The 23,694-nt window shown below is 69.1% G+C and carries 18 protein-coding genes; 14 read left to right on the top strand and 4 right to left on the bottom strand.

Features of this window, described 5'->3' with window-relative positions; translation table 11 throughout:
* Positions 1-69 precede the first annotated feature (69 nt).
* Positions 70-843, bottom strand: a complete 774-nt coding sequence (locus ATCM_RS00420) for an SDR family oxidoreductase (protein WP_132862330.1) — start codon at positions 841-843, stop codon at positions 70-72.
* Between the two features lie 107 nt (positions 844-950).
* On the opposite strand from ATCM_RS00420, the gene ATCM_RS00415 reads away from it, so the two are divergent.
* The 10 genes from ATCM_RS00415 (at position 951) to ATCM_RS00370 (ending at position 15,092) form a co-directional block, all read left to right on the top strand.
* Positions 951-1,859 (top strand): LysR family transcriptional regulator, encoded by a 909-nt coding sequence (locus tag ATCM_RS00415; RefSeq protein WP_132862329.1) that lies wholly within the window; start codon positions 951-953, stop codon positions 1,857-1,859.
* A gap of 246 nt (positions 1,860-2,105) precedes the next feature.
* Positions 2,106-3,740 (top strand): TldD/PmbA family protein, encoded by a 1,635-nt coding sequence (locus ATCM_RS00410; protein WP_165931089.1) that lies wholly within the window; start codon positions 2,106-2,108, stop codon positions 3,738-3,740.
* Between the two features lie 22 nt (positions 3,741-3,762).
* Complete coding sequence (locus ATCM_RS00405; RefSeq protein ID WP_132862328.1) at positions 3,763-5,097, top strand: TldD/PmbA family protein; 1,335 nt, start codon at positions 3,763-3,765, stop codon at positions 5,095-5,097.
* A 196-nt stretch (positions 5,098-5,293) separates the two neighbouring features.
* On the top strand, positions 5,294-5,977 hold the full coding sequence (locus ATCM_RS00400; RefSeq protein WP_243694066.1) for a DUF4159 domain-containing protein: 684 nt from the start codon (positions 5,294-5,296) through the stop codon (positions 5,975-5,977).
* A 16-nt stretch (positions 5,978-5,993) separates the two neighbouring features.
* Positions 5,994-6,983: a MoxR family ATPase gene (locus ATCM_RS00395; protein WP_132862326.1), complete on the top strand. Its 990-nt coding sequence runs from the start codon at positions 5,994-5,996 to the stop codon at positions 6,981-6,983.
* 13 nt (positions 6,984-6,996) lie between these two features.
* Positions 6,997-7,896: a DUF58 domain-containing protein gene (locus ATCM_RS00390; RefSeq protein WP_132862325.1), complete on the top strand. Its 900-nt coding sequence runs from the start codon at positions 6,997-6,999 to the stop codon at positions 7,894-7,896.
* A complete protein-coding gene (locus ATCM_RS00385; protein WP_132862324.1) occupies positions 7,893-9,044 on the top strand; it encodes a BatA domain-containing protein in 1,152 nt (383 codons plus the stop codon). Before ATCM_RS00390 ends, ATCM_RS00385 begins: the two co-directional genes overlap by 4 nt.
* Complete coding sequence (locus tag ATCM_RS00380; protein WP_132862323.1) at positions 9,041-11,194, top strand: hypothetical protein; 2,154 nt, start codon at positions 9,041-9,043, stop codon at positions 11,192-11,194. Before ATCM_RS00385 ends, ATCM_RS00380 begins: the two co-directional genes overlap by 4 nt.
* Positions 11,191-12,924 carry a carboxypeptidase regulatory-like domain-containing protein gene (locus ATCM_RS00375; RefSeq protein ID WP_132862322.1) on the top strand — a complete coding sequence of 578 codons (1,734 nt, stop codon included), beginning with the start codon at positions 11,191-11,193 and terminating at the stop codon, positions 12,922-12,924. Before ATCM_RS00380 ends, ATCM_RS00375 begins: the two co-directional genes overlap by 4 nt.
* A gap of 224 nt (positions 12,925-13,148) precedes the next feature.
* Positions 13,149-15,092 (top strand): peptidoglycan recognition family protein, encoded by a 1,944-nt coding sequence (locus ATCM_RS00370; RefSeq protein WP_207911755.1) that lies wholly within the window; start codon positions 13,149-13,151, stop codon positions 15,090-15,092.
* A gap of 121 nt (positions 15,093-15,213) precedes the next feature.
* Here ATCM_RS00370 and ATCM_RS00365 read toward each other — a convergent pair whose 3' ends face one another.
* From ATCM_RS00365 to ATCM_RS00355, 3 genes are all read right to left on the bottom strand, one after another.
* Positions 15,214-17,133, bottom strand: coding sequence for a M61 family metallopeptidase (locus tag ATCM_RS00365; protein ID WP_132862321.1), 1,920 nt, complete (start codon positions 17,131-17,133; stop codon positions 15,214-15,216).
* Positions 17,134-17,267: 134 nt separating this feature from the next.
* Positions 17,268-18,449: an OmpA family protein gene (locus tag ATCM_RS00360; RefSeq protein ID WP_132862320.1), complete on the bottom strand. Its 1,182-nt coding sequence runs from the start codon at positions 18,447-18,449 to the stop codon at positions 17,268-17,270.
* Positions 18,450-18,547: 98 nt separating this feature from the next.
* Positions 18,548-19,453, bottom strand: coding sequence for a LysR family transcriptional regulator (locus tag ATCM_RS00355; protein WP_132862319.1), 906 nt, complete (start codon positions 19,451-19,453; stop codon positions 18,548-18,550).
* A 124-nt stretch (positions 19,454-19,577) separates the two neighbouring features.
* Between ATCM_RS00355 and ATCM_RS00350 the strand changes: the two genes are divergently transcribed.
* The 4 genes from ATCM_RS00350 (at position 19,578) to ATCM_RS00335 (ending at position 23,634) form a co-directional block, all read left to right on the top strand.
* On the top strand, positions 19,578-20,444 hold the full coding sequence (locus ATCM_RS00350; RefSeq protein WP_132862318.1) for a pirin family protein: 867 nt from the start codon (positions 19,578-19,580) through the stop codon (positions 20,442-20,444).
* A gap of 97 nt (positions 20,445-20,541) precedes the next feature.
* Positions 20,542-21,231 carry an isochorismatase family protein gene (locus tag ATCM_RS00345; protein ID WP_132862317.1) on the top strand — a complete coding sequence of 230 codons (690 nt, stop codon included), beginning with the start codon at positions 20,542-20,544 and terminating at the stop codon, positions 21,229-21,231.
* Positions 21,232-21,297: 66 nt separating this feature from the next.
* Positions 21,298-21,939 (top strand): hydrolase, encoded by a 642-nt coding sequence (locus ATCM_RS00340; RefSeq protein WP_132862316.1) that lies wholly within the window; start codon positions 21,298-21,300, stop codon positions 21,937-21,939.
* 276 nt (positions 21,940-22,215) lie between these two features.
* On the top strand, positions 22,216-23,634 hold the full coding sequence (locus ATCM_RS00335) for a TIGR00366 family protein (RefSeq protein WP_132862315.1): 1,419 nt from the start codon (positions 22,216-22,218) through the stop codon (positions 23,632-23,634).
* Positions 23,635-23,694: the final 60 nt, after the last annotated feature.

The following is a 23,694-nucleotide window of genomic DNA, read 5'->3' as shown; positions in this document are numbered from 1 at the left end:
CAGCAAACCGCTTTCTTCTCCCGCAAGCGGGAGAAGGTGCCCCAACGGGGCGGATGAGGGGCGACGCTGTCAGCGCGTCGTATACCCACCATTGACCAGGATCGTCTGCCCGGTCATCCACCAACCTTCGGACACCAGGAAGCGCACCCACGGTACGATGTCCTGGATGTCGGTCAGGCCGGTGCGCGAGAACGGCGACAGCGCCGCGGCGGTCTTGTGGTACGCCACCGCGTCGGCACCTTCGGCCGGGTAGAAGAACGGCGTGTCCATCGGCCCCGGGCCGATCGCGGTCACCGAGATGCCGCGCTCGCCGAACTCCTTGGCCGCCGCACGGGTGTAGTGCTCCACCGGCGCCTTGGTGCCGGCATAGCTGGAGTAGAACGGGGTGAACGCCCCCAGCAGCGAGGTCACCAGCGTGCACACCTTGCCGTTGTCGGCCAGGTGGCAGCCGGCTTCCTTCAGGAAGAAGAACGCCGCCTTGTTGTTGACCGCGTCCATCTGGTCGAACTCGGCCTCGCTGATCTGGGTCATCGGCTTCTTCAGCACCTTGCCCACCGTGTTGACCGCGATGTCGATGCGGCCCAATGCCTGCCGGGCATCGGCGAACAGCTGCTCCACCGCCGCGGCGTGGGTCAGGTCGGCCTGGAACAGGTGCGCGTCGGCGCCGGCGGCGCGCACCGCTTCGGCGGTGGCCTCGGCCTCGGCACGGGCGGCGTCGCCGTTGTAATGGAGGGCGATGCCGGCCGCGCCCTGGGCGGCCAGGTCACGGGCGAGCAGGCCGCCCAGGTTCTTGGCGCCGCCGGCGATGAGGACGGTCTTGCCGTGGATGCGATGGTCGGTCATGGGGCAACTCCTGAGCGGGTGGATGCCCACAGAGGCTATCGGCTTGGAATTCCGGATAAAGCCCGCCATTCTGACTTCACTTGTCGGCCTTTCCGGACAATCCGCCCATGGACCGCATCGAGCTGTACCGCATCTTCGTCCGCGTGGTCGACTGTGCCGGCTTCACCCGCGCCGCCGACCAGTTGAACCTGCCGCGCTCCACCGTCTCCGAGGCGGTGCGCACGCTGGAACAGCGGCTGGGCACGCGCCTGCTCCACCGCACCACCCGCCAGGTCACGCCCACCCAGGACGGGCTGCTGTTCCATGCCCGCTGCCAGCAGCTGATCGCCGACACGGACGAGGCCGAGCAGTTGTTCCGGCAGGCGCCGCAGGCGCTCAGCGGGCGGCTGAAGGTCGATGTCCCCGGCCGCATCGGGCGCCTGATCGTGGCACCGGCGCTGCCGGCGTTCCTGCAGGCGCATCCGCAGATCGACGTGGAACTGGGCATCACCGACCGCAGCATCGACCTGGTCGAGGACGGCGTGGATTGCGCGTTGCGGGTCGGCCCGCTGCAGGACTCGCGCCTGGTGGCGCGCAGCCTGGGCCAGCTGCCGCTGCTCAACGTGGCCAGTGCCGGCTACCTGGCCACGCACGGCGTGCCTGTTCATCCACGCCGGCTGGAGCAGCATTGGGGCGTGTTGTACGCCTCGCCCGGCAGCGGCCGGGTCGAACCCTGGGAGTGGCGCGAACACGGGGCGCTGCACACCCTGCCGCTGCGCGGGCGCGTCACCGTCAACAGCGCCGAGGCCTACATCGCCTGCTGCATCGCCGGGATGGGGCTGATCCAGATCCCCGCCTATGACGTGCGCGATGAGCTGGCCGATGGGCGCCTGGTGGAGGTGATGCCGGACCACCGCGCCGACCCGATGCCGATGCACCTGCTGTTCCCGCATCGGCGGCATCCCTCGCAGCGGCTGCGGGTGTTCGTGGAATGGCTGCAGGGGGTGATGGGCGACGTGGTCGGGGGCCGCGGGTAACGCATCAACGCCAGCCCTCCCGTTCACTCCTGAACCGCTCCCTCCCTTTGCCGCAGGCAAGGGACGCGTTGCGGAGGGGGATGCCGTGCGCCCCGAACCGCACCGCCCGCACATCATCCATGCCTAAAGTCACTACCGCTGCCATCGCGCGCCCGCAAGAATCGGGAGGGTTCGCAGAGCATCGCGAAGCCATCGTCGTTCGTTGCCCATTGCCCGCATCGCGGGCCGCGCCTCCGGAGAGCAGCCTTGCAAAGACGTGACTTCCTCGCCCTGACCGGGCTCACCGCCGGTGGCCTGATGGTGCCATCGTTCTTCGGCAAGGCGATCGCCGCCGAGCAGCTGCTCACGGTGCTCGACCCCGCCGTCAAGAAACGCCTGGCCGATGACGCACTGAACGCCGCCCGCGCCGCCGGCGCCACCTATTGCGACGTGCGCATCGGCCGCTACCTGCGCCAGTTCGTGATCACCCGCGAGGACAAGGTCCAGAACGTGGTGAACACCGAGTCCACCGGCACCGGCATCCGCGTGATCGTGAATGGTGCCTGGGGCTTCGCCGCCACCAACGACCTGAGCCCGGCCGGCGTGGTCAAGGCCGCGCAGCAGGCCGCCGCCATCGCCAAGGCCAATGCCAAGGTGCAGACCGCGCCGGTGCAGTTTGCCAAGGCACCGGGCTACGGCGAGGTCAGCTGGCGCACGCCGATCAGGAAGAACGCGATGGAAGTGCCGATCAAGGACAAGGCCGACCTGCTGCTGGGCGTCAATGCCGCCGCGACCGCCGCCGGTGCCAGCTTCGTCAACTCGATGCTGTTTCTGGTCAACGAGCAGAAGTACTTCGCCTCCACCGATGGCTCCTACATCGACCAGGACGTGCACCGCATCTGGGCACCGATGACGGTCACCGCCATCGACAAGGCCAGCGGCAAGTTCCGCACCCGCGACGGCCTGTCCTCGCCGATGGGCCTGGGCTTCGAATACCTGGACGGCGATGCCTCCGGCAAGACCGTGCTGCCCAACGGCGTGACCGTGTACGGCCAGTCCTACGACATGCGCGAGGACGCCATCGCCGCGGCCAAGCACGCGCAGGAGAAGCTCAAGGCGCCGTCGGTGAAGCCGGGCAAGTACGACCTGGTGCTGGACCCCTCGCACACCTGGCTGACCATCCACGAATCGGTCGGACATCCGCTGGAGCTGGACCGCGTGCTCGGCTACGAGGCCAACTACGCCGGCACCAGCTTCGCCACGCTGGACAAGCGCGAGCAGCATTTCCAGTACGGCAGCGACAAGGTCAACATCTTCGCCGACAAGACCCAGCCCGGCTCGCTCGGCGCGGTGGCCTACGACGACGAGGGCGTGAAGACCAAGCGCTGGCCGCTGATCACCGACGGCAAGCTGGTCGACTACCAGACCATCCGCGACCAGGCCCACATCCTGGGCAAGACCGAGTCCGATGGCTGCTGCTATGCCGACTCGTGGTCCAGCGTGCAGTTCCAGCGCATGGCCAACGTGTCGATGGCACCGGGCAAGACCCCGCTGTCGGTGGCCGACCTGGTCAAGGACGTGGAGAACGGCATCTACATCATCGGCGACGGCTCGTTCTCCATCGACCAGCAGCGTTACAACGCGCAGTTCGGCGGGCAGCTGTTCTACGAGATCAAGAACGGGCAGATCACCCGCATGCTAGAGGACGTGGCCTACCAGATCCGCACGCCGGAATTCTGGAACGCCTGCAGCGCCGTGGCCGATGAGCGCGACTACCGCCTGGGCGGCTCGTTCTTCGACGGCAAGGGCCAGCCGGGCCAGGTCTCGGCCGTGTCGCATGGCTCGTCCACCGCCCGTTTCGACGGCATCAACGTCATCAATACCGCGCGCAGCCTCGGCTGATCGTCAAGGAGCTTCGAGAACCATGAGCATCTTCACCGAACAGGAAGCCAAGGCCATCCTGGACAAGGTCATCGCGCTGTCCAAGGCCGATGAATGCACCGCCACGCTGGCCGGCTCGGTCGATGGCAACATCCGTTTCGCGCTGAACAACGTCTCCACCAGCGGCATCGTCAGCAATGCCGAACTGGCCGTGCAGGTGGCCTTCGGCAAGCGCGTGGGCACCGCCTCGATCAACGAGTTCGATGACGCCTCGCTGGAGCGCGTGGTCCGCCGCGCCGAGGACCTTGCGAAGCTGGCTCCGGAAAACCCCGAGTTCGTGCCGGCCATCGGCAAGCAGCAGTACACCGCCAGCCCGACCTTCAGCGCGTCCACCGCCGCGATCGACCCGGAGTTCCGCGCCAAGGTGGCGGCCGACTCGATCGCCCCGTGCCGCGGCCATGGCCTGGTCGCCGCCGGCTTCCTGGAGGACGGCAACGGCTTCGTCGCCATCGCCAACAGCAACGGCAACTTCGGCTACCAGAAGAGCACCAACTTCAACTACACCTGCACCGTGCGCACCGAGGACGGCCGCGGTTCGGGCTGGGTGGGCCGCAACCTGAAGGACGCATCGGATTTCAGGGCCGACCAGGACATCGAGATCGCCAAGCGCAAGGCCACCGAATCGGCCGAGGCCAAGGCGCTGGAGCCGGGCAAGTACACGGTGATCCTGGAGCCTGCCGCCGCCGCGGGCCTGATCAGCTTCATGATGAATTTCTTCAGCGCCCGCTCGGCCGACGAAGGCCGCAGCTTCCTGTCCAGGAAGGGCGGCGGCAACAAGCTGGGCGAGCAGGTCTACGACCCGCAGGTGAACCTGTTCGCCGACCCGTGGCATCCCGATGCACCGGTGCTGCCGTGGGACGGCGAAGGCATGCCGCGCGAGCGCATGGCCATCATCGAGAACGGCAAGGTCGCCAACCTCAGCTATTCGCGCTACTGGGCGCAGAAGCAGGGCAAGACCGCCAACGCGCAACCGGGCAACCTGCTGATGAGCGGCGGCAGCAAGTCCATCGCCGAGCTGGTGCGCGGCACCGAGAAGGGCATCCTGGTCACCCGCACCTGGTACATCCGCATGGTCGACCCGCAGACCGTGCTGCTGACCGGGCTGACCCGCGACGGCACGTTCTACATCGAGAACGGCCAGATCAAGCACCCGGTGAAGAACTTCCGCTTCAACGAGTCGCCGGTGATCATGCTCAACAACATCGACGAACTGGGCAAGCCGGTGCGCGTGGCCGGCGACGAGTCCAGCTTCGTGATGATGATCCCGCCGATGAAGCTGCGTGATTTCACGTTCACCTCGTTGTCCGATGCGGTGTGATTGATACACCTTCTCCCCCCCGGGAGAAGGTGCCCGAAGGGCGGATGAGGGTACGGCGCAACGCACGGTGGCATCGAGCACCATGAGGCTTCGCCCGGCCCTCACCCCAACCCCTCTCCCGCCTGCGGGAGAGGGGCTCCTGGTTTCCTGAGATTCTTGGCCTTTGCTCCAGTCCCGTCTAACGCGAGCGCAATTCCTGCAGCTGCTGCTTGGCGGTGCGGTTGCGGCCGCGTTGCCCGGCCGGGCCCACGCGCAGGCCGGCCGCTACGACTTCTGGTTCACCCGCCTGAAGTACGACTCCGGCGACTGGGACGTGGACGCGCGCATGCCGTCCAACCTGCTCACCTCGCTGGTGGACTACACCACGCTGCGCGTGGACCCCAACGAACATGTCGTGGCGCTGTCCGACCCGAAGATGCTGCGCGCGCCGTTCTGCTACCTGGCCGGGCACAAGCTGGTCGAGTTCAACCCCGACGAACGCCGCAACTTCGAGCGCTACGTGCGCAACGGCGGCTTCGTCTTCGTCGATGACTGCAACCATGACATCGACGGCCTGTTCGCCACCTCGTTCGAGGCGCAGATGCGCGGCATCTTCGGCACCACCGCATTGAAGAAGCTGCCGAACAACCACGCCATCTACAACAGCTTCTTCAAGTTTCCCGAAGGTCCGCCGGCCACCGGCTTCGAGCTCAACGGCTGGGGCGATGACCTGGTGCACGACTACCTCAAGGGCATCGAGATCGATGGCCGGCTGGGCGTGCTCTACAGCAACAAGGACTACGGCTGCGAATGGGACTACGACTGGCGCAACAAACGCTTCCTGGCCGAGGACAACACGAAGTTCGGCGTGAACATCGTGATGTACGCACTGACGCACTGACCCCACTGGTGACCGCATGACTGCCACTTCCCCCGACCTCGATTCCCAGCTGCCCCGCCTGGGCGAACTGCGCGGCGCGTTGGCGCAGGCGGTGGTCGGCCAGCAGGCGGTGGTCGAGCAACTGCTGATCGGCCTGCTCGCCGGCGGCCACTGCCTGCTCGAAGGCGCACCGGGCCTGGGCAAGACGCTGCTGGTGCGCTCGCTCGGGCAGGCACTGGAGCTGCAGTTCCGGCGCGTGCAGTTCACGCCCGACCTGATGCCCAGCGACATCCTCGGCACCGAGCTGCTGGAGGAGGACCACGGCACCGGCAAGCGCGCGTTCCGCTTCCAGCAGGGCCCGATCTTCACCAACCTGCTGCTGGCCGACGAGCTCAACCGCACCCCGCCCAAGACCCAGGCCGCCCTGCTCGAAGCCATGCAGGAGCGCACCGTCAGCTACGCCGGCACCACCTACACGCTGCCCTCGCCGTTCTTCGTGCTGGCCACGCAGAACCCGATCGAGCAGGCCGGCACCTACCCGCTGCCGGAGGCGCAGCTGGACCGCTTCCTGCTGCACGTGCGCGTGGACTACCCCGATGAGAGCGAGGAGCGCGACATCCTTGCCCAGACCACCGGCAGCCACAGCGGCACGGTGCCGAAGGTGATGGATGCCGAGGCGGTCAAGGCACTGCAGGCGGCCGTGCGCGACGTGCACGTCAGCCCCGACCTGCTGACCTGGATCACCCGCCTGGTCCGCGCCAGCCGTCCCGACGACGGCGCGCCGGCCGAGGTCAACAACTGGATCAAGTGGGGCGCCGGCCCGCGCGCCGGCCAGTCGCTGGTGCTGGCGTCGAAAGCACGCGCCCTGCTGCATGGCCGCTTTGCCGCCACCCGCGAGGACGTGCAGGCCCTGGCCGCGCCGGTGATGCGCCACCGCCTGCTGCTGTCCTTCGCCGCCGAGGCCGAGCAGAAGAGCGCCGATGACGTGATCACCGCATTGCTGCGCACGGTGCCGTTCCCGGCCTGATGCCGATCCTGCCATGGTGTCCCCTGCCCCACCGCTGATTCCCGCCGATGTGCGCAGCCGCCTGCGCGCGTTGCGGCTGTTCCCGCAGCGCGCCAGCGGTAGCCGTGGCATCGGCATGCATGCCAGCCGCAGCCGCGGCGCCGGGCTGGAGTTCGCCCAGTACCGGGCCTACGAACCGGGCGATGAACTGCGCCAGATCGACTGGAAGCTGTACGCCCGCTCGGACCGCTTCTTCGTGCGCGAGTCCGAACGCGAAAGCCCGCTCACCGTATGGCTGGTCCTCGATGCCACCGCCTCGATGCAACAGGCCGACCAGGCCCGGCGCGACTGGACGCGCCTGCACGCCGCCAAGGCCCTGGCTGGCTGCGTGGTCGAACTCGCCCTGCAGCAGGGCGACGCGTTCGGGTTGATCGCCATCAACGGCGATGGCCTGCAGTTGCTGCCGGCCAGTATCGGCCTGCGCCAGCGCGACCGGCTGCACCTGCAACTGCATGGCCTGCATGCACGCGGGCAATGGCCCGGCGCCGAGCAACTGAAGCCGGTCTGGGAACGCATCGGCGCGCATGATCTGGTGGTGATGATCGGCGACGGCTTCGACGAGGCGGCGATTGAGCTGGCCGAACGCCTGGCCAAGGCCGGTCGCGACGTCGTCCACCTGCAGCTGCTCACCGTGGAGGAGCGCGACTTCCCATTCCGCGACGGACACCGCTTCCGCGACCCCGAAACCGCGCAGGAACTGCTCAGCGATGGCAGCCGCGTGCGCGCCGACTACCTGGCCCGCTTCGCCGAGGCCCGCCGCACGCTGGATGCGCGCCTGCAGGCCGCCGGCATCCGCCACGACACCGCTTTCCTCGATGCGCCCATCGATGCACCGCTGCAGCGCCTGTTCGGCCGGCGCGGAGGCGCGGCGTGAGCCTGTTGTGGCTGTTCCCGGCCGGCCTGGCGGCGTTGGCCGCGCTGCTGTTGCCGCTGCTGATTCATCTGGCCCGGCGCGACCAGCAACAGCTGATCGATTTTGCCGCGCTGCGCTGGCTGTCGGCCAAGCCGCGCCCGCGCCGCCGCATCCGTTTCGACGAATGGCCGCTGCTGCTGGTGCGCCTGCTGTTGCTGGCGGCACTGGCATTGTTGCTGGCGCGCCCGGCACTGGACGGCCTGCGCGACACCGAGCCACGCATCGCCGTGCTGCCTGGCGTGACTCCGGCACAGGCGCGTGCCGTCGCCGGGACCCCGCCGTCGCAATGGCTGTGGCTGGCACCGGGGTTTCCGCGCATCGGGCAGGACGCGCCCATGCCCGATGCGCGGCAACCCGTGGCCAGCCTGCTGCGTGAGCTCGATGCATCATTGCCGCCGGACGTGCCCCTGACCGTGATCGTGCCGTCGGTCAGCCAGGGGTGGGACGCACAGCGCCCGCGCCTGTCGCGCACGGTACGTTGGCTGCAGGTCGACGTGCCCCCTGCGGGCACGGCCTCGGCGACGCACAAGCCACCGCGGTTGCAGGTCCGCCACGATGCCGAGGGCGCGTTGCAGCTGCGCTACCTGCGCGCCGTGAACCAGGCCTGGCATGCGGAGGCCGTGCTGGACAGCGCCGGCGACGACCAGGCCTTCACCGAGGGTGACGCGGTGCGCGTCTGGCTGTCTTCCAAGCCGGTGCCCGCCGGGCTGCTGGCCTGGGCCGAGAACGGCGGCACCTTGCTGGTCGACGCGCGCACCCCGGTGCCGCCGCAGGCGCAGCGCAGCCCGCTATGGCATGACGACGCCGGCAACCTGCTGCTCGAGCAGGTCAACCAGCCACCGCGCTGGTTGCGCTGGAATGCCAACCTGGCCGCGGCATCAATGCCGGCGTTGCTGGATGCGCGCTTCCCCTCGCAACTGCAGGCACGGCTGCAGCCGCCGCCGGCACCTGGCCGTGCCGATGCCACCAGCCTGCGCCCGGACAGCGGTGCCCCTGCGTATCCGCAGTCCGCACGCGAGCTCGCACCGTGGCTGGTGCTCACGGTCGCCCTGCTGTTCCTGCTCGAACGCTGGCTGGCCAGCGCACGGCGTCGCCGGGGGCAGGCATGAAACGGCCTGCGCTGTTGCAACGCGCGCGACGCCGGGTGCAGGCCATCACCCTGCTTGGCGGGCTGCCGCTCGCCGCGGCGCTCGCGGTGCTGGCCTGGCGCCTGTACGACATCGATGTGGCAACGGCGGTCCTCACCCTGGCCCTGCTCGCGGTCGCCGGCGTGGCGATGTGGCGCGCGCGCCGGCGTGATACACGCTGGCTGATTGCCCGGCTCAACGAGCATCCGCGCCTGGAGGACAGCGCCGACCTGCTGTTCGCCACGCCGGCGACATTGAATCCCCTGCAGCAGCGGCAGCGCCAGCGCATCGGCCAGCGCCTGCAGGCGGACCCGCCCGACCTGCGCCAGCCGTGGCCGGGATTGCGCCTGCTGGCCTGTGTCGCGGTGGCGTTGCTGGTCGCGGCCATCGCCCTGGCATGGCCGCGCGGTGGCGAGCGGCCAACCGCCGCCAATGACACTACCGGCGACGCGGCATCCCCGGCCGCGCAGGCACCGGTGCTGCGTGCCGCGCAACTGCGCGTGACCCCACCGGCCTACACCGGCCAGCCCGCGACCGGCGGCGAGAAACTCGACGCACGTGCCGTGCAGGGCAGTCGCCTGCACTGGCAGCTGCAGTTCCAATCGCAGCCGCGGCAGGCATGGCTGCAGTTCCATGATGGGCGACGGTTGCCGTTGCAGCGCGACGGCGAGCGCTGGCAGGCCGGGCAGACGCTGCAGCGCGCGGGCCTGTACCGCATCGTCACCGCGCCGGCGCTGGCCACCGCCAGCCGCGCCTACCGCCTGGACGTGGTGCCGGACCGCCCGCCGCAGGTCAAGGTGCTGGCGCCGGCGCAGACCCTCAACCAGGCCACCGCCGGGCAGCGGCAATGGCCGCTGCGCTTCGAGGCCAGCGACGATTTCGGCGTCACCGCCAGCGCCACGCTGGAGCTCACCACCGCCAAGGGCAGCGGCGAGAACATCGCCTTCCAACACCAGCGTGTAACGTTGAACGGTAGTGGTCCGGCGACCACGCGCCGTTTCGCCTACACCGCCGACCTCGCCGCGCTGGGCGTCGGCCCCGGTGACGAAGTGGTCGCGCGCCTGACCGTGCGTGACAACCGCGACCCGCAACCGCAGCAGGCGCGCAGTGCCAGCCTGATCCTGCGCCTTCCCAGCGAACAGGACGTGCAGGCCAGTGCGCTGGAAGGTGCGATCAAGAAGGTGATGCCGGCGTACTTCCGCAGCCAGCGGCAGATCATCATCGACGCCGAGGCCCTGCAGAAGCAGCGCGGCCAGCTGGACGCGGAAACCTTCACCAGGCGCTCCGATGCGATCGGCGTGGACCAGCGCATCCTGCGCCTGCGCTATGGCCAGTTCCTCGGCGAGGAGGCCGAAGGCGGAGCCAAGCCGCCACCGACCGGCGACCTGCCCACCGGCGACGCCGCCGCGGCCGGTGACCCTGCCGAGCACGCCGACGCGCATGCCCACGAGGACGGCCATGACCACGGCAGCAGCGGCACCGACGGCACGCCGGTGTTCGGCAGCGCCACCGACGTGTTGTCCGAGTACGGGCACACCCACGATCACGCCGAGGCCGCCACGCTGCTGGATCCGCAGACGCGCGCCATCCTCAAGGCCGCGCTCGACCAGATGTGGCAGTCCGAGGGCCACCTGCGCCAGGGGCATCCGGACCTGGCATTGCCCTACGCGTACAAGGCACTGGGCTTCATCAAGCAGGTGCAGCAGGCCGAGCGCATCTACCTGGCGCGCGTGGGCAGCGTGTTGCCACCGATCGACCTGGCCCGGCGCATGACCGGCAAGCGCGAGGGCCTGGGCAATCGCGCCCTGCAACCGTCCACGCGGCCGCCACCGGAGCGTTTCATCAGCGATGCGTGGCAGTCATTGGCGCAGGCCGATGGCGCGGTCGACCTGGACGCGCTGTCGCGTTGGCTGGATGCACATCCGCAGGCCGTGCCGGACCCGCTCGACGTGCTCGCCGCCATCGACGATGTCCGCCAGCAACCGGATTGCCAGGCATGCCGCCAGCGCCTGCGCGCGCAGCTGTGGCCGGCACTGCGGCGCCCGCCCGGCCCGCCCGCGCGCCGCGACGCCGCCGATGCCGGCGGGCGCCGCTACCTGGATGCATTGGCCGCGCCACGGGAGGCACGATGACGAGCACCTGGCTGCCATGGGCCATCGTCGCACTGGCGGTACTGCTGGCCAGCATCCGCCTGTGCCAGCGGCCACGCCCGGCGCCGGCACGCCTGTCCGCATTGCTGCTGTTGCAGGCCGTGGCGGCGGTGCTGCTGTGCCTGGCCTTGTCTCCACCGCCGCGCAGCGTGCGCGCCGACACCCTGGTCATCGCCACCGCCGGGGCGCGGGAGGCTGATGTGCTCGCCATTCCCGCCGCTACCCATCTGAGCCTGCCCGAGGCACCGTCGATGTCGCGCGTGGCCGCGGTACCGGACCTGGCCATCGCCATGCGCCAGCATCCGGGCACGCGCGAGCTGGTGATCGTCGGTGATGGATTGATCGCGCGCGACCGCGACGCGCCGTTGCCGCCGGCGCTGCGGTTCCTCGCCAACCCCGCGCCGGCCGGACTGGTCGAACTGCGCGCACCGCCACTGCTGGCACCGGGTGCCCGCTTCGAGGTGAGCAGCCGCGTGCATGGCCTGCGTGATGTCCGGGTCGAACTGCTCGATCCGGCCGGCCACCGCGTCGCCATCACCACGCCGGGCAGCGATGGCCGCGTGCGCCTGGTGGCCAGCGCGCGCGAGCCCGGTGATGTCAGTTTCGCGCTGCGCCTGCTCGATGCCGACGGCAAGGTACGGGACCAGCTGCCGGTGCCGGTACGGGTGCGCGCGGTGCCGCCGCCGTCGCTGCGGCTGCTGGCCGGAGCTCCGGGGCCCGAGCTGAAGTACCTGCAACGCTGGGCCGCCGACACCGGCGCGTCCCAGCAGACCAGCATCCTGGTCGGCGGTGGCGTGCAGTTGGGCGATGCTCCGGCCGCCCTGGATGCGGCCAGCCTGGCCAAGATCGACCTGCTGGTGCTGGACGAACGCCGGCTGGCCGCGCTGTCCCCGCTGCAACGCAATGGCGTCAACGCGGCGATGCGGGCCGGTCTCGGCGTGCTGGTGCGCATGGGCGGGCCCCTGGATGCCGGCGCACGGCGTGCCCTGCGCGAATGGGGGCTCGATACCCGCGGCGGCCAGGAACTGCGCCCGCTGAAGTTCATTGATGGCGCGGCGGGCGATGGCAGCGCGGAGCCGTTCGCGCTGGAGCGTTTCACGCTGGATGTCGTTGGAGACGACGCGGTGCCGCTGCTGCGCGATGCCGAAGGCAACGCGGTCGGCCAATGGCGTGCACTGGGGCTGGGCCGGGTTGGCGTGTTGCCGGTCAGCGACAGCTACAGCCTGGTGCTGGCCGGCCACGCGCCACAGCACGCCGCGCTGTGGAACCAGGTGCTGGCAACGCTGGCGCGCCCGCTCCCGACCACGCCGTCGCCCGAACTTGCCGGCTGGGGCTGGGCCGGCGAGCGCAACGTGTTGTGTGGCCTGCCGGCCGGCGCACAGGCCATTGCCCCGGACGGCGCGCGCAGCGCCCTGCTGGCCGATCCACAAGCAGGCAACTGCAGTGGCTGGTGGCCGACGCAGGCCGGTTGGCACACCCTTGCCGCCGGTTCGGCGCAGGCGACGATGCTGCTGCTGGAACCGCAGCAAGCCAGGGCACTGCACGCAACGCAACAGCGGGATGCAACGCTGGCGCTGCGTGGCACCGCCGGCACCGCGCAGGCCGCCATCCGCGTTCCCGGCCCACGCTGGCCATGGCTGTTGGCATTCGTGCTGGTCGCCGCATTGCTGTGGTGGCTGGAGCGCCGCAAGCCCGTCGTGGCAGCGGCCTGAGCCGCGAAGCCGATACCGCATCCTTCCGCGACACGTCGTCTGGTTTTCCCGAAGCTGGCATCAGGTGACCGGAAGCCTTCGTGGTTTCGCGGCCAAGGCCGCTCCTGCGCTGCGTCCGCAACGCGGGTGAGGCGCGTCACATACCGGCACGCTCTTCACCCACGGGCGGCCGCGATCCGGTAGAACCACAGCGGCAGGGGGTTCCAACTGAAGGGGTCCTATCGATGATGCACCGTCATACCGCCGTGCTGCTGTCTGCCGTCATCACCAGTATCGTGGCCGCACCCGCGCTCGCCCAAACCTCGCTCAAGGCAGCGCAGGCCGATTCCAGCCAGGCGCTGGACATGCAGTTGAAGATGGAAGAAGCCGTGCTGGCACCGCAGCGCGCGATGTTCCGCCGCTACTTCCAGCAGGCCTACCGCCGCTATCCCTCCATCCCGTCCGGCACGCTGGAGGCGATGGCCTTCGTGCAGAGCCGCTGGTCCAACCTGCAGCCGCGGCAGGCACAGGACGCCAACCACCTGCGCATGCCCGCCTCCTGGGGCGTGATGGGCCTGTACGCCGGCCAGGGCTTCGAAGACCAGGTCGGTGAAGGCGCACGGTTGCTCGGCGTCAGCAGCGACGCGGTGCGCACCGACGTGGCCACCAACATCCTGGCCGCCGCCGCGCTGCTGGATGCGCAGATCCGCCAGGACATCCCCGATGCCGATGCGCGGACCAACGCCACGCCCGAAGCCATCCGCCCCGCGCTGATGCGCTATGCCGGCTTCGCCCCGGCCGGCGCACAGGCCGCGCGCAGCGGCGGCAACATCGACACCTACGCGCGCACCAGCTTCGCCTATGACGTGCTGCTGGCGCAGGACCGCGGCGTCAACGACCGCGGCATCGTGGTGCCGGAACGGCCCATCGCCTGGGAGGATGCCTTCGACGCGCCGCAGCTGGTCACCCTGCGTGCCCCGATGGTGCGCCTGGATGTCAGCGGCGACCGCGTGGACACCGGCGCCTACCACATCGACCCGGTCAGCGAGACCCTGCAGGCCAACGCCGCGCGCGCCGATGCACGGGCCACGGCCGGCATCGACGCGACCATCCAGAGCACCGACTATGGCCCTGCGATCTGGAGCGCCGCGTCCAGTTCCAACTACGCCGCCTCGCGCGCGGCCGCGATCAGCGCGGTCACCGTGCACACCACCCAGGGCAGCTACGCCGGTACCATCTCGTGGTTCAAGAACGCCAGCGCCCAGGTCAGCGCGCACTACGTGATCCGTTCCTCCGATGGCCAGGTCACGCAGATGGTGCGCGACGCGCACACCGCCTGGCACGTGGGCAGCCAGAACAGCTACACGCTGGGCATCGAGCACGAGGGCTACGTCGACAACAGCTCCTGGTACACCAACGCCATGTACGAGGCCTCGGCGGCGCTGGTGCGCAACTTCTGCGCCAAGTACAGCGCGATCAGCTGCGCCAGCGCCTACAGCGGCCCGTCCAGCAGCGGCATCAACGTGCTCGCCACCAGCGTCAAGATCAAGGGCCACCAGCACTACAGCGGGCAGACCCACACCGACCCGGGCATCAACTGGAACTGGTCCAAGTACTACGCGCTGATCAACCCGGGCAGCGGCGGCGGCACCGGCGCGGTCACTTACCTGGACCGCTTCGAGAGCAGCGTGGGGCATTTCGACACCAGTCCCGGCTATTCCGGCAGCACCACCGGCATCAGCACCGCTTCCACCGCCACCCGCGACTGCACCACGCAGAAGAACGGCAGCTGTTCGCTGCGCGTGCTGCTGAAGGACAACACCGCCAGCACCGCTTCGTGGGCGGTGCGCCTGCTGTCCGGAGCCGGCACGCCGGCCAACAACACCGCGCTGGCGCGCAGCAACGGCGTGGTCGGCTTCTGGGTGTGGACCGGCGGCAGCGGCGTGAGCGTGGGCGTGGGCATCGACGACAGCGATGGCACCGAGCGATCGACCAGCAAGGCCATCGCCGCCAATACCTGGACCTACGTGTCATGGCCGCTGAGCGATGCGGCGCAATGGAACGCCTGGGTCGACGGCAACGGTGCGATCACCGCCTCCAGCGTCAAGCTCGATGCGATCTGGCTGTACCACGCCAACACCGCGTATGACATCAACGTCTACATCGACGACGTGCAGATCAAGAACTGACCTGCGGCAGCAGGCAGCCATGCATCGCAGGGCATCACCCGGCCGGTGGCGCCGGGCATGGCCTGGCACCACCGGTTTGTGTCGCAGTGCCTCCGTGCCGGGCAGCGCCCGGCACGGTCACTCACTTCCTGGCGCTGAGGATCGGCGTCAGGTAGTCGGTACTGCCTTCGATGCGCTCCAGCACCGGGTAACGCAGGCCGCCCTGGTAGTCGATGCTCAGGGTGCGGTACACGTCCATCTCCTTGACCAGCAGGCGCACCGGCTGCGGATGGGCCTTGGCCGCACGTACCGCCTCCTCCAGCTCGTCGGCGCTGTACTGCAGGTCGTTGACCGCCAGCACCTGCATGCCGGTGCCCAGGCCGGCGTTGAAGGCCGGGCTGTCCCAGCGCACTTCGCCAACGCGGCCGGCACTGTCCAGCGACATGCCCAGCGAGTAGATGAAGTTGGCGCCCCGGCCCTTCATCATCGCCTTGTAGTAGGCGCTGGGCTTGTCCTGGTAGACCAGCTTCCAGCCGGCGGCGGCGATGCCGTCGGTCAGGCCGCGGCGGCCATCCACGCGCTCGCGCAGGAACTGCGTCCAGTCACCGGTGGGCTGCACCTGCTCCAGCGTCGCGGCGACATCCTCGAAGGTATAGGTATCCGGGCGCTCCCATTGGCCATCGTTCTGGCCGAAGAAGGCCTTGGCGAAATCATCCAGGCTGCGCTTGCCGCCACTGAGCTTGCGGATGCGCACGTCGGTTTCCAGCCACAGCATCTGGCCACCCTGGTAGTAGTCCTCGCTCATCTGGTAGCCACGGTACGGCTTGGGCTTGCGGCGGGCGATCACCGGGTCGTTGGTGGTGTCGCCCAGCGAGCGCCATTCCAGCCCCGGGCGGTTGTCGGCGTAGGTGGCGGCCACCAGCGCCAGCGCGTCACGCGAGGCCTCCAGCGGGCGGATGCCGGCGCGCGCGGTGAGCACGTTGCCCCAGTACTGGGTCTGGCCCTCGTACACCCACAACAGGCTGCCCTGCATCGGCACGTTGTAGTTCAACGTGGCCAGGTCGGCCGGGCGGCGGTACTTGCCGTCCCAGGAATGGGTGTACTCGTGGCCGAGCAGGTCGCTGCTGCCGACCTTCGCGTCCCAGCCGCTGAAGTAGTCGCGGTCCTCGCTGTTCTCGCTGGAGCGCTGGTGCTCCAGGCCGATGCCGCCCAGCTGGCTGGTCACCGCGAACAGGAAGTCGTAATGGTCGTAGTGCTCGGCACCGAACAGCTTGCGCGCCTGGGTGACCAGCGCGCGGTGCTGCTCGATGTGCTCGGGCTTGGCCTCCAGGTCCTTGGCGCGGTCGGCGAACACGTTCAGGCGCACCGGGCGGGTGCCGGCCGGGGCCAGGTCGAAGCGGCGGTGGTAGCGGCCGGCGAACACCGGCGAGTCCACCAGGATTTCCAGGTTGGTCGGCGCGTAGTGCACGGTGTCGCCGTCACGGCGCGCCACGGTCAAGGCGCTGGCCGCTTCCCAGCCCTGCGGGTAGCGCGCGTTGGCCTGGTAGGTGATGGCATGGGCGGCATGCCCGGCCGGGTACAGCAGCATCGCGTTCCACTGCAGGTTGAGCATGTTCGGCGTCATCACCGTGCGCCCCTGCGCCGAATCGGTGGGGCTGAGGAACTGGTACTCCATGCGCAGCTCGCCGACGCCTTCGGGCACCTGCACGTTGAAGGTGTAGACGTCGAGCGGGTCGCGCACCCAGTCCAGGCGCTGGCCGTTGCCGGTGATGACCAGGCCGGCCAGCTTCTCGATCTGGCCGGTGGGCGAATGGTTGCCCGGCAACCAGGCCGGGTAGTGGAAGCGCTGCAGGCCGGCCTGCACCGGCACGGTCTGCTTCACCTTGAACACGCGCTGGCCCAGGTCGGTGGCGTCCACGTCGAGCACGATGGTGCCCGGGTAGGCCGCCTCGCTGATCTTCACACCACGCGCATCCACATCCGGCACATCCGGTGCCGCATTCGCCAAGCCGATGGCGGCCATCAGGGCCAGCCCCAGCGCCGCAGGACGGAATACATGCATCACCAACCTCTCGTTTGTCTGAGAGCCCCATGATGCGTCGACGCGCACGGCCCTGACACGGGCCGTTAGGCATGGTCGCGGACACCCACGCCGCGGGAGCGGCCTTGGCCGCGATGCATCATCCGACCCCGCTCCTAGGTGCGGACGAAGATCTCCACGCGGCGGTTGAGCTGGCGGCCACCCGGGTTGTCCTTGCCGTTGATCTCGTTGGGCGCGACCGGCTGCGTTTCGCCGTAGCCGTGGGCGCTTGCCCCGGCCGCCGCACCCCGCTGCTGCAGCGCGGCCACCACCGAACGCGCGCGGCGCTCGGACAGGTCCTGGTTGTAATCGTCGCTGCCCTTGGCATCGGTGTGGCCGCGGACCTCGAGGGAGCTGGCCTGCACCGTGCCCAGCGCGGTGGCCAGGGTGTCCAGCACCTTGCCGGCATCGGGACGGATGTCGGCCTTGTCGAAGTCGAACAACACCTGGTCGTTGAGCGTGATGACGAAGCCACACGGCGCACCGGATGGCTTGAACTTGTCCAGCAACGGGAAGCGGCCGGCCGGCGGCAGCGGCGGCAGCGGCGCCATGCGCACCTCGCGGGCGACCGCGCCCACGGTGCCGGTACCGTCGCCACGGTTCTCGACGATGCCCTCCGGGCCACCGATCCACTTGCCCGAGCCATCGGCATTGATCTCGATGCTGCCCTCCGCGCCGACCCAGCGGCCCGAGCCATCGCCATGGTTCTCGATGTTGCCGAACTCGCCGACCCAGTTGCCGCCCCCCTTGCCGTCCAGCTCGATGTTGCCGTACGCGCCGACGTAGGTGCCCGAGCCATCGGCCTGCACTTCGAAGGTGCCGGCGCTGTTGATGATGCTGCCGCTGCCGTCGGGCGCCACTTCGACCACGTCGTCGCCGGTGACCGCATGGCCACTGCCATCGGCGCCGATCTCGAACACGCCCTGGCCGCTGACGCGCTGCAGGTTGCCCTGCGCATCGACGTTGGTGAAGCCGCTCTCGTTGACCAGCCCGCCGTCGGTGGCGCAGTTGGCCGGACGCACGGTGATGCCGTCGATCGGGTTGATCAGCGCCTGCATCGAGGCCTCCAGCTGCTTCTGCGCCGGGCCGCTGCCGATGATGCTGGGCACCATGATCGGCGGGATCACCGGGAACTCGATGCTGCCGGCGGTCAAGCCTTCCGCTGCCGGGGCGGCGGCGGGGGCCGGGGCGCCTGCGGTGGGCACGGCGTCACCGGACGCCGGCGCGGCGGGCGGGGTGCGCCCACAGGCGGCAAGCAACAACGACAGACAGGTCAGCGTGGCGATTCCATGGCGCATGCAGGGCGCTCCTTTGCGAGTGATCGACCAAGTTCACCAACGGCATGTGCATTTCCTGTGACTGTCCCCGGTTCAGGATCGATCGCGCCGCCGCCGGCTCAGGATTCGTCCAGCTCGGCGAAGCGCGCGGCGAGGAAATCGATGAACTCGCGCACCGACGGCAACAGCCCGCGCCGCGACGGGAACACCGCGTGCACGATCTCCTTCGGCGGGGCCCAGTCCGGTGCCACGCGCAGCAGGCGGCCCTGCGCCACCGACTCGCGCACGATCATCGAGGGCAGTTGGGCCACGCCGACACCGGCCCAGGCCGCCTCGCGCAGGGCCGTCATCCCGCGCGTGACCAGCCGCGGCGCATGCGCCACCACCGCTTCGGCGCCATCGGGGCCGATCAACCGCCAGGCATGCTCGGCCTGCGGCACGCCCAGCGCCACGCTCGGCAACAGGTGCAGGTCGGCCGGGCCGTGCGCCATGCCATGCCGCTCAACCAGCGACGGCGCCGCCACCAGGCATTGGGTGCGCTCGGCCAGCACCTTCAGCACCAGCTCGCTGTCCTCCAGCGGCGGCGGGCGCACGCGGATGGCCAGGTCAAAGCCTTCGGCGATCACGTCGACGCGGCGGTTGGTGGCCTCCAGGTGCACCTGCACGTCGGGGCACTGCGCCATGAAGTCGGCCACCATCTTCGCCACCCGGAAGTCCAGCAGCATGGTCGGGCAGCTCACCCGCACGATGCCGCGTGGCTGCGAGCGGGTCATCTCGATGGATTCTGCCGCCGCCTCGGCCTCGACCAGCATCGCCCGGCAATGCGCATGGAAGGTCTGCCCGATCTCGGTCACCGAGAAATGCCGGGTCGAACGCTGGATCAGCCGCACCCCCAGCCGTTCCTCCAGCAGGGCGATGCGCCGGCTCAGCTTGGACTTGGGCTCGCCCAGCGCGCGCCCGGCCGGCGCGAAGCCGCCGTAGTCGACCACCTTGGCGAAGTAGTACAGGTCGTTCAGGTCCTGCATGGCGCATCCCATCGTTCACCAGATAGGACTATGAGACCATTTTTTGCCGTCTACCAGGGATATCGTCCCAATCCTAATCTTCGCTTCAACGAAGGCGCACCCGCGCCGCCACTGGAGCAAAGACATGAAGAAGATCAGCGGCCTCTACAGCGCCCCCCGTCCGCACTGGGTCGGCGACGGCTTCCCGGTCCGTTCGTTGTTCTCCTACAACACCCACGGCCGGCAGCTCAGCCCGTTCCTGCTGCTGGACCACGCCGGCCCGGCCGAGTTCAGCCCCACCGACACCCCGCGCGGGGTCGGCCAGCACCCGCACCGCGGGTTCGAGACGGTCACCATCGTCTATGACGGCGAAGTGGCCCACCGCGACTCCACCGGTGCCGGCGGCGAGATCGGCCCGGGCGACGTGCAGTGGATGACGGCCGCCTCCGGCATCCTGCACGAGGAGTTCCACTCCGAGGCCTTCACCCGACGCGGCGGCAAGCTGGAGATGGTGCAGCTGTGGGTGAACCTGCCGGCCAGCGACAAGATGGCCACGCCGGGCTACCAGAACATCGGCAACGCCGACATCCCGGTCGTGCCCCTGGCCGATGGCGCCGGCTCCGTCCGCGTGATTGCCGGTGCCTTCGGTGGCCAGCATGGCCCGGCCCGCACCCACACGCCGATGGATGTCTGGGACCTGCGCCTGCAGCGTGACCGGCACGCCAGCTTCACCTTCGCCGAAGGCCACACCGTGGCGATGGTGGTGCTGCACGGCACGGTGCTGTTCAACGGCAGCCAGGTGGCCCGCGAAGGCCAGATGGTGCTGTTCGACCGTACCGCCGGCGAGGTGGCGCTGGAAGCCAACGCCGATGCCACCGTGCTGGTGCTGGCCGGTGAGCCGATCGACGAGCCCATCGCCGGCTACGGCCCGTTCGTGATGAACACGCAGGAAGAAATCCGCCAGGCGATGGAGGACTTCAACTCCGGCCGCTTCGGCCAGATCGCCGCTTGAACCCATGACCGGGCGTAACCGCCCGGTCACTTCCCCGTCGCGCCTGCATTACCGATGCAGCGCGACCGTCCCATCGCTACTCAATGAGAGCCCCGCCATGAATGCCTTCCCGTACGCGGCCAACTTCAACGGCGCCAAGCCGGTGATCGACCCGGACAACGTCGCCATGCTGTTGATCGACCACCAGAGCGGCCTGTTCCAGACCGTGCATGACATGCCGTTCACCACCCTGCGCCGCCTGGCCGCCACGCTGGCCAGGCTCGCGTCGCTGGCCAAGATCCCGGTCATCACCACCGCCTCGGTGCCGCAGGGCCCGAACGGTCCGCTGATCCCGGAGATCCACCAGAACGCACCGCACGCCAAGTACGTGGCGCGCAAGGGCGAGATCAACGCCTGGGACAACCCCGACTTCGTGCAGGCGGTGAAGGACACCGGCAAGAAGCAGCTGATCATCGCCGGCACCATCACCAGCGTGTGCATGGCGTTCCCGTCGATCGCGGCGGTGGCCGAGGGCTACCAGGTGTTCGCGGTGATCGATGCCTCGGGCACCTATTCCAAGCAGGCCCAGGAAATCACCCTGGCGCGGATGATGCAGGCCGGCGTGGTGGTCATCGACGTGGCCGCCGTGGCCTCGGAGCTGCAGAAGACCTGGAACCGCGCCGATGCCGCCGAATGGGCACAGGCCTACACGCAGATCTTCCCGAACTACCAGCTGCTGATCGAGAGCTACAGCAAGGCGCAGGAAGTGGTGACCAACCACGAGCCGCTGGATTCGCAGCGCGATTGATCCGTTCCCCCCCGCACCGCGTGCGCCCTGCGCGCGGTGCATCCCTCCCTGCATAGGAGCTTTGTGATGACCAGCGAAACCAAGCGTGACCCGAAGACCGACGATCTGCTGACCCCGGAGAACTCCGCCCTGATCGTCATCGACTACCAGCCCGTGCAGGTGAACTCCATCGCTTCGATGGACCGCCAGTTGCTGGTCAACCACATCGTCGGCGTCGCCAAGGCCGCAAAGGTCTATGGACTGCCGATCGTGCACTCCACGGTCAACGTCAAGACCGGCCTGAACAAGCCGCCGATCCCGCAGCTGCGCAAGGTGCTGAAGGACGAACCCACCTACGACCGCACCACCATCAACTCGTGGGAAGACGTGGAGTTCCGCAAGGCGGTGGAGGCCACCGGCCGCAGGAAGCTGATCATGACCGCGCTGTGGACCGAGGCCTGCCTCACCTTCCCGGCGCTGGACGCGCTGCGCGAGGGCTACGAGGTGTACGTGCCGGTCGATGCGGTGGGCGGCACCTCGCTGGCCGCCCATGACGCCGCCCTGCGCCGCGTCGAGCAGGCCGGCGCCAAGCTGATCAGCGTGCCGCAGCTGTTCTGCGAGCTGCAGCGCGACTGGAACCGTGCCGACACCGCCAAGCAGTTCATGGAGCTGTTCATCAGCACCGGCGGCACGGCGGGCATCCAGTTCGGCTACGACGCGGCGGAGTGATGCAGGAGTGGATGGGGAGCTCAACCGCATTACCCCACCCCAGACCTCCCCTTGGCTTACGCCAAAGGGAGGGAGCTAAACGCACCACTCTGCGGGCTGATCGAACGGCACGAATCGCCCCCTCCCTTTGGCGTAAGCCAAGGGGAGGGCTGGGGAGAGTCGGCATTGGCGGGCAAATCCCTTCAAGCTGAACCCGCCCCTCCATCCAAAAGTCCAGTTCCCCCCGCCTGCACGGGATTGCTACCGTCGCGTCGTAGTCCTCAACCGATAGCCCCCATGCAGACTCCCCAAGACACCGCCTCGGCGCGATTCGCCATCCGCTGCGCCCAGTTCGCCGAGCGCTGGTTCCCCGACTCCTGGGTGTTCGCCGCCCTTGCCCTGGCCGCCGTGTCGCTGGCCGCACTGGCCATCGGCGCCCCGGCCACCGAAACCGCCAAGGCCTTCGGCGATGGCTTCTGGAGCCTGATCCCCTTCACCATGCAGATGGCCTTCGTGGTCATCGGCGGTTACGTGGTGGCCTCCTCCGGCCCGGCCTCGCGGCTGATCGACCGGCTTGCCCGGGTACCGCGCAACGGCCGCACCGCGGTGGCGCTGGTGGCCACCGTGTCGATGCTGGCCTCGCTGTTGAACTGGGGCCTGAGCCTGGTGTTCGCCGGCCTGCTGGTGCGTGCGCTGGCGCGCCGCAGCGAGCTGAAGATGGACTACCGCGCCGCCGGCGCGGCGGGCTATCTCGGCCTGGGTGCGGTATGGGCACTGGGCCTGTCGTCCTCGGCCGCGCAGCTGCAGGCCAACCCGGCCAGCCTGCCGCCGTCGATCCTGTCCATCACCGGCGTCATCCCGTTCACCGAAACCATCTTCCTGTGGCAGTCCGGCGTGCTGCTGGCAGCGCTGGTGGTGGTGTCGCTGGTGATCTCCTACGTCACCGCGCCCAACGCCAACTCCGCGCGCGACGCGGCCGACTGCGGCGTGGACGTGCACCACGACGTCGCCCCGCCCAAGGCCACGCCGACCCGCCCGGGCGAATGGCTGGAGCACAGCCCGCTGCTGATCCTGCTGCTGGTGCTGCTGGCCGCCGGCTGGCTGGTGCATGAGTTCTCGACCAAGCCGGCCATCCAGGCGATCTCCGGCCTGAATACCTACAACCTGCTGTTCCTGATGCTGGGCGCGCTGCTGCACTGGCGTCCGCGCAATTTCCTGGACGCGGTGGCGCGCGCGGTGCCGTCCACCACCGGCGTGCTGATCCAGTTCCCGCTGTACGGTTCGATCGCCGCGATCATGACCACCGTCAACGGCAGCGACGGCCACAGCGTGGCCCACCTGATCTCCACCTTCTTCACCCGGATCGCCAGCCACGACACCTACGCGCTGCTGATGGGCAGCTATTCGGCGGTGCTGGGCTTCTTCATCCCCTCCGGTGGCGGCAAGTGGATCATCGAAGCGCCGTACGTGATGCAGGTGGCCAACGACCTGCAATACCACCTGGGCTGGTCGGTGCAGATCTACAACGCCGCCGAAGCGCTACCCAACCTGATCAACCCGTTCTACATGCTGCCGCTGCTCGGCGTGCTGGGCCTGAAGGCACGCGACCTGATCGGCTTCACCTTCGTGCAGCTGCTGGTGCACATCCCGCTGGTGCTGCTCCTGCTGTGGGCGCTGGGCGCGACCCTGGCCTACGTGCCACCGGTGATGCCGTAAGGCTTTGGCTTTGGCTCTAGCCCCTCTCCCGCCAGCGGGAGAGGGGTTGGGGAGAGGGCA

The sequence above is a fragment of the Stenotrophomonas sp. ATCM1_4 genome, assembly GCF_004348115.1.
Taxonomy (GTDB): domain Bacteria; phylum Pseudomonadota; class Gammaproteobacteria; order Xanthomonadales; family Xanthomonadaceae; genus Stenotrophomonas; species Stenotrophomonas capsici.
Note: the sequence above shows the minus strand (reverse complement) of the source record. Positions and strands in the feature narration are given on the sequence as shown.

Excerpts from the sequence above, each read along its gene's own strand:
- ATCM_RS00420 (WP_132862330.1), bottom strand. The coding sequence starts at position 843 with ATGACCGACCATCGCATCCACGGCAAGACCGTCCTCATCGCCGGCGGC.
- ATCM_RS00415 (WP_132862329.1), top strand. The coding sequence starts at position 951 with ATGGACCGCATCGAGCTGTACCGCATCTTCGTCCGCGTGGTCGACTGT.
- ATCM_RS00405 (WP_132862328.1), top strand. The coding sequence starts at position 3,763 with ATGAGCATCTTCACCGAACAGGAAGCCAAGGCCATCCTGGACAAGGTC.
- ATCM_RS00395 (WP_132862326.1), top strand. The coding sequence starts at position 5,994 with ATGACTGCCACTTCCCCCGACCTCGATTCCCAGCTGCCCCGCCTGGGC.
- ATCM_RS00390 (WP_132862325.1), top strand. The coding sequence starts at position 6,997 with ATGGTGTCCCCTGCCCCACCGCTGATTCCCGCCGATGTGCGCAGCCGC.
- ATCM_RS00380 (WP_132862323.1), top strand. The coding sequence starts at position 9,041 with ATGAAACGGCCTGCGCTGTTGCAACGCGCGCGACGCCGGGTGCAGGCC.
- ATCM_RS00375 (WP_132862322.1), top strand. The coding sequence starts at position 11,191 with ATGACGAGCACCTGGCTGCCATGGGCCATCGTCGCACTGGCGGTACTG.
- ATCM_RS00370 (WP_207911755.1), top strand. The coding sequence starts at position 13,149 with ATGATGCACCGTCATACCGCCGTGCTGCTGTCTGCCGTCATCACCAGT.
- ATCM_RS00365 (WP_132862321.1), bottom strand. The coding sequence starts at position 17,133 with ATGCATGTATTCCGTCCTGCGGCGCTGGGGCTGGCCCTGATGGCCGCC.
- ATCM_RS00360 (WP_132862320.1), bottom strand. The coding sequence starts at position 18,449 with ATGCGCCATGGAATCGCCACGCTGACCTGTCTGTCGTTGTTGCTTGCC.
- ATCM_RS00355 (WP_132862319.1), bottom strand. The coding sequence starts at position 19,453 with ATGCAGGACCTGAACGACCTGTACTACTTCGCCAAGGTGGTCGACTAC.
- ATCM_RS00350 (WP_132862318.1), top strand. The coding sequence starts at position 19,578 with ATGAAGAAGATCAGCGGCCTCTACAGCGCCCCCCGTCCGCACTGGGTC.
- ATCM_RS00345 (WP_132862317.1), top strand. The coding sequence starts at position 20,542 with ATGAATGCCTTCCCGTACGCGGCCAACTTCAACGGCGCCAAGCCGGTG.
- ATCM_RS00340 (WP_132862316.1), top strand. The coding sequence starts at position 21,298 with ATGACCAGCGAAACCAAGCGTGACCCGAAGACCGACGATCTGCTGACC.
- ATCM_RS00335 (WP_132862315.1), top strand. The coding sequence starts at position 22,216 with ATGCAGACTCCCCAAGACACCGCCTCGGCGCGATTCGCCATCCGCTGC.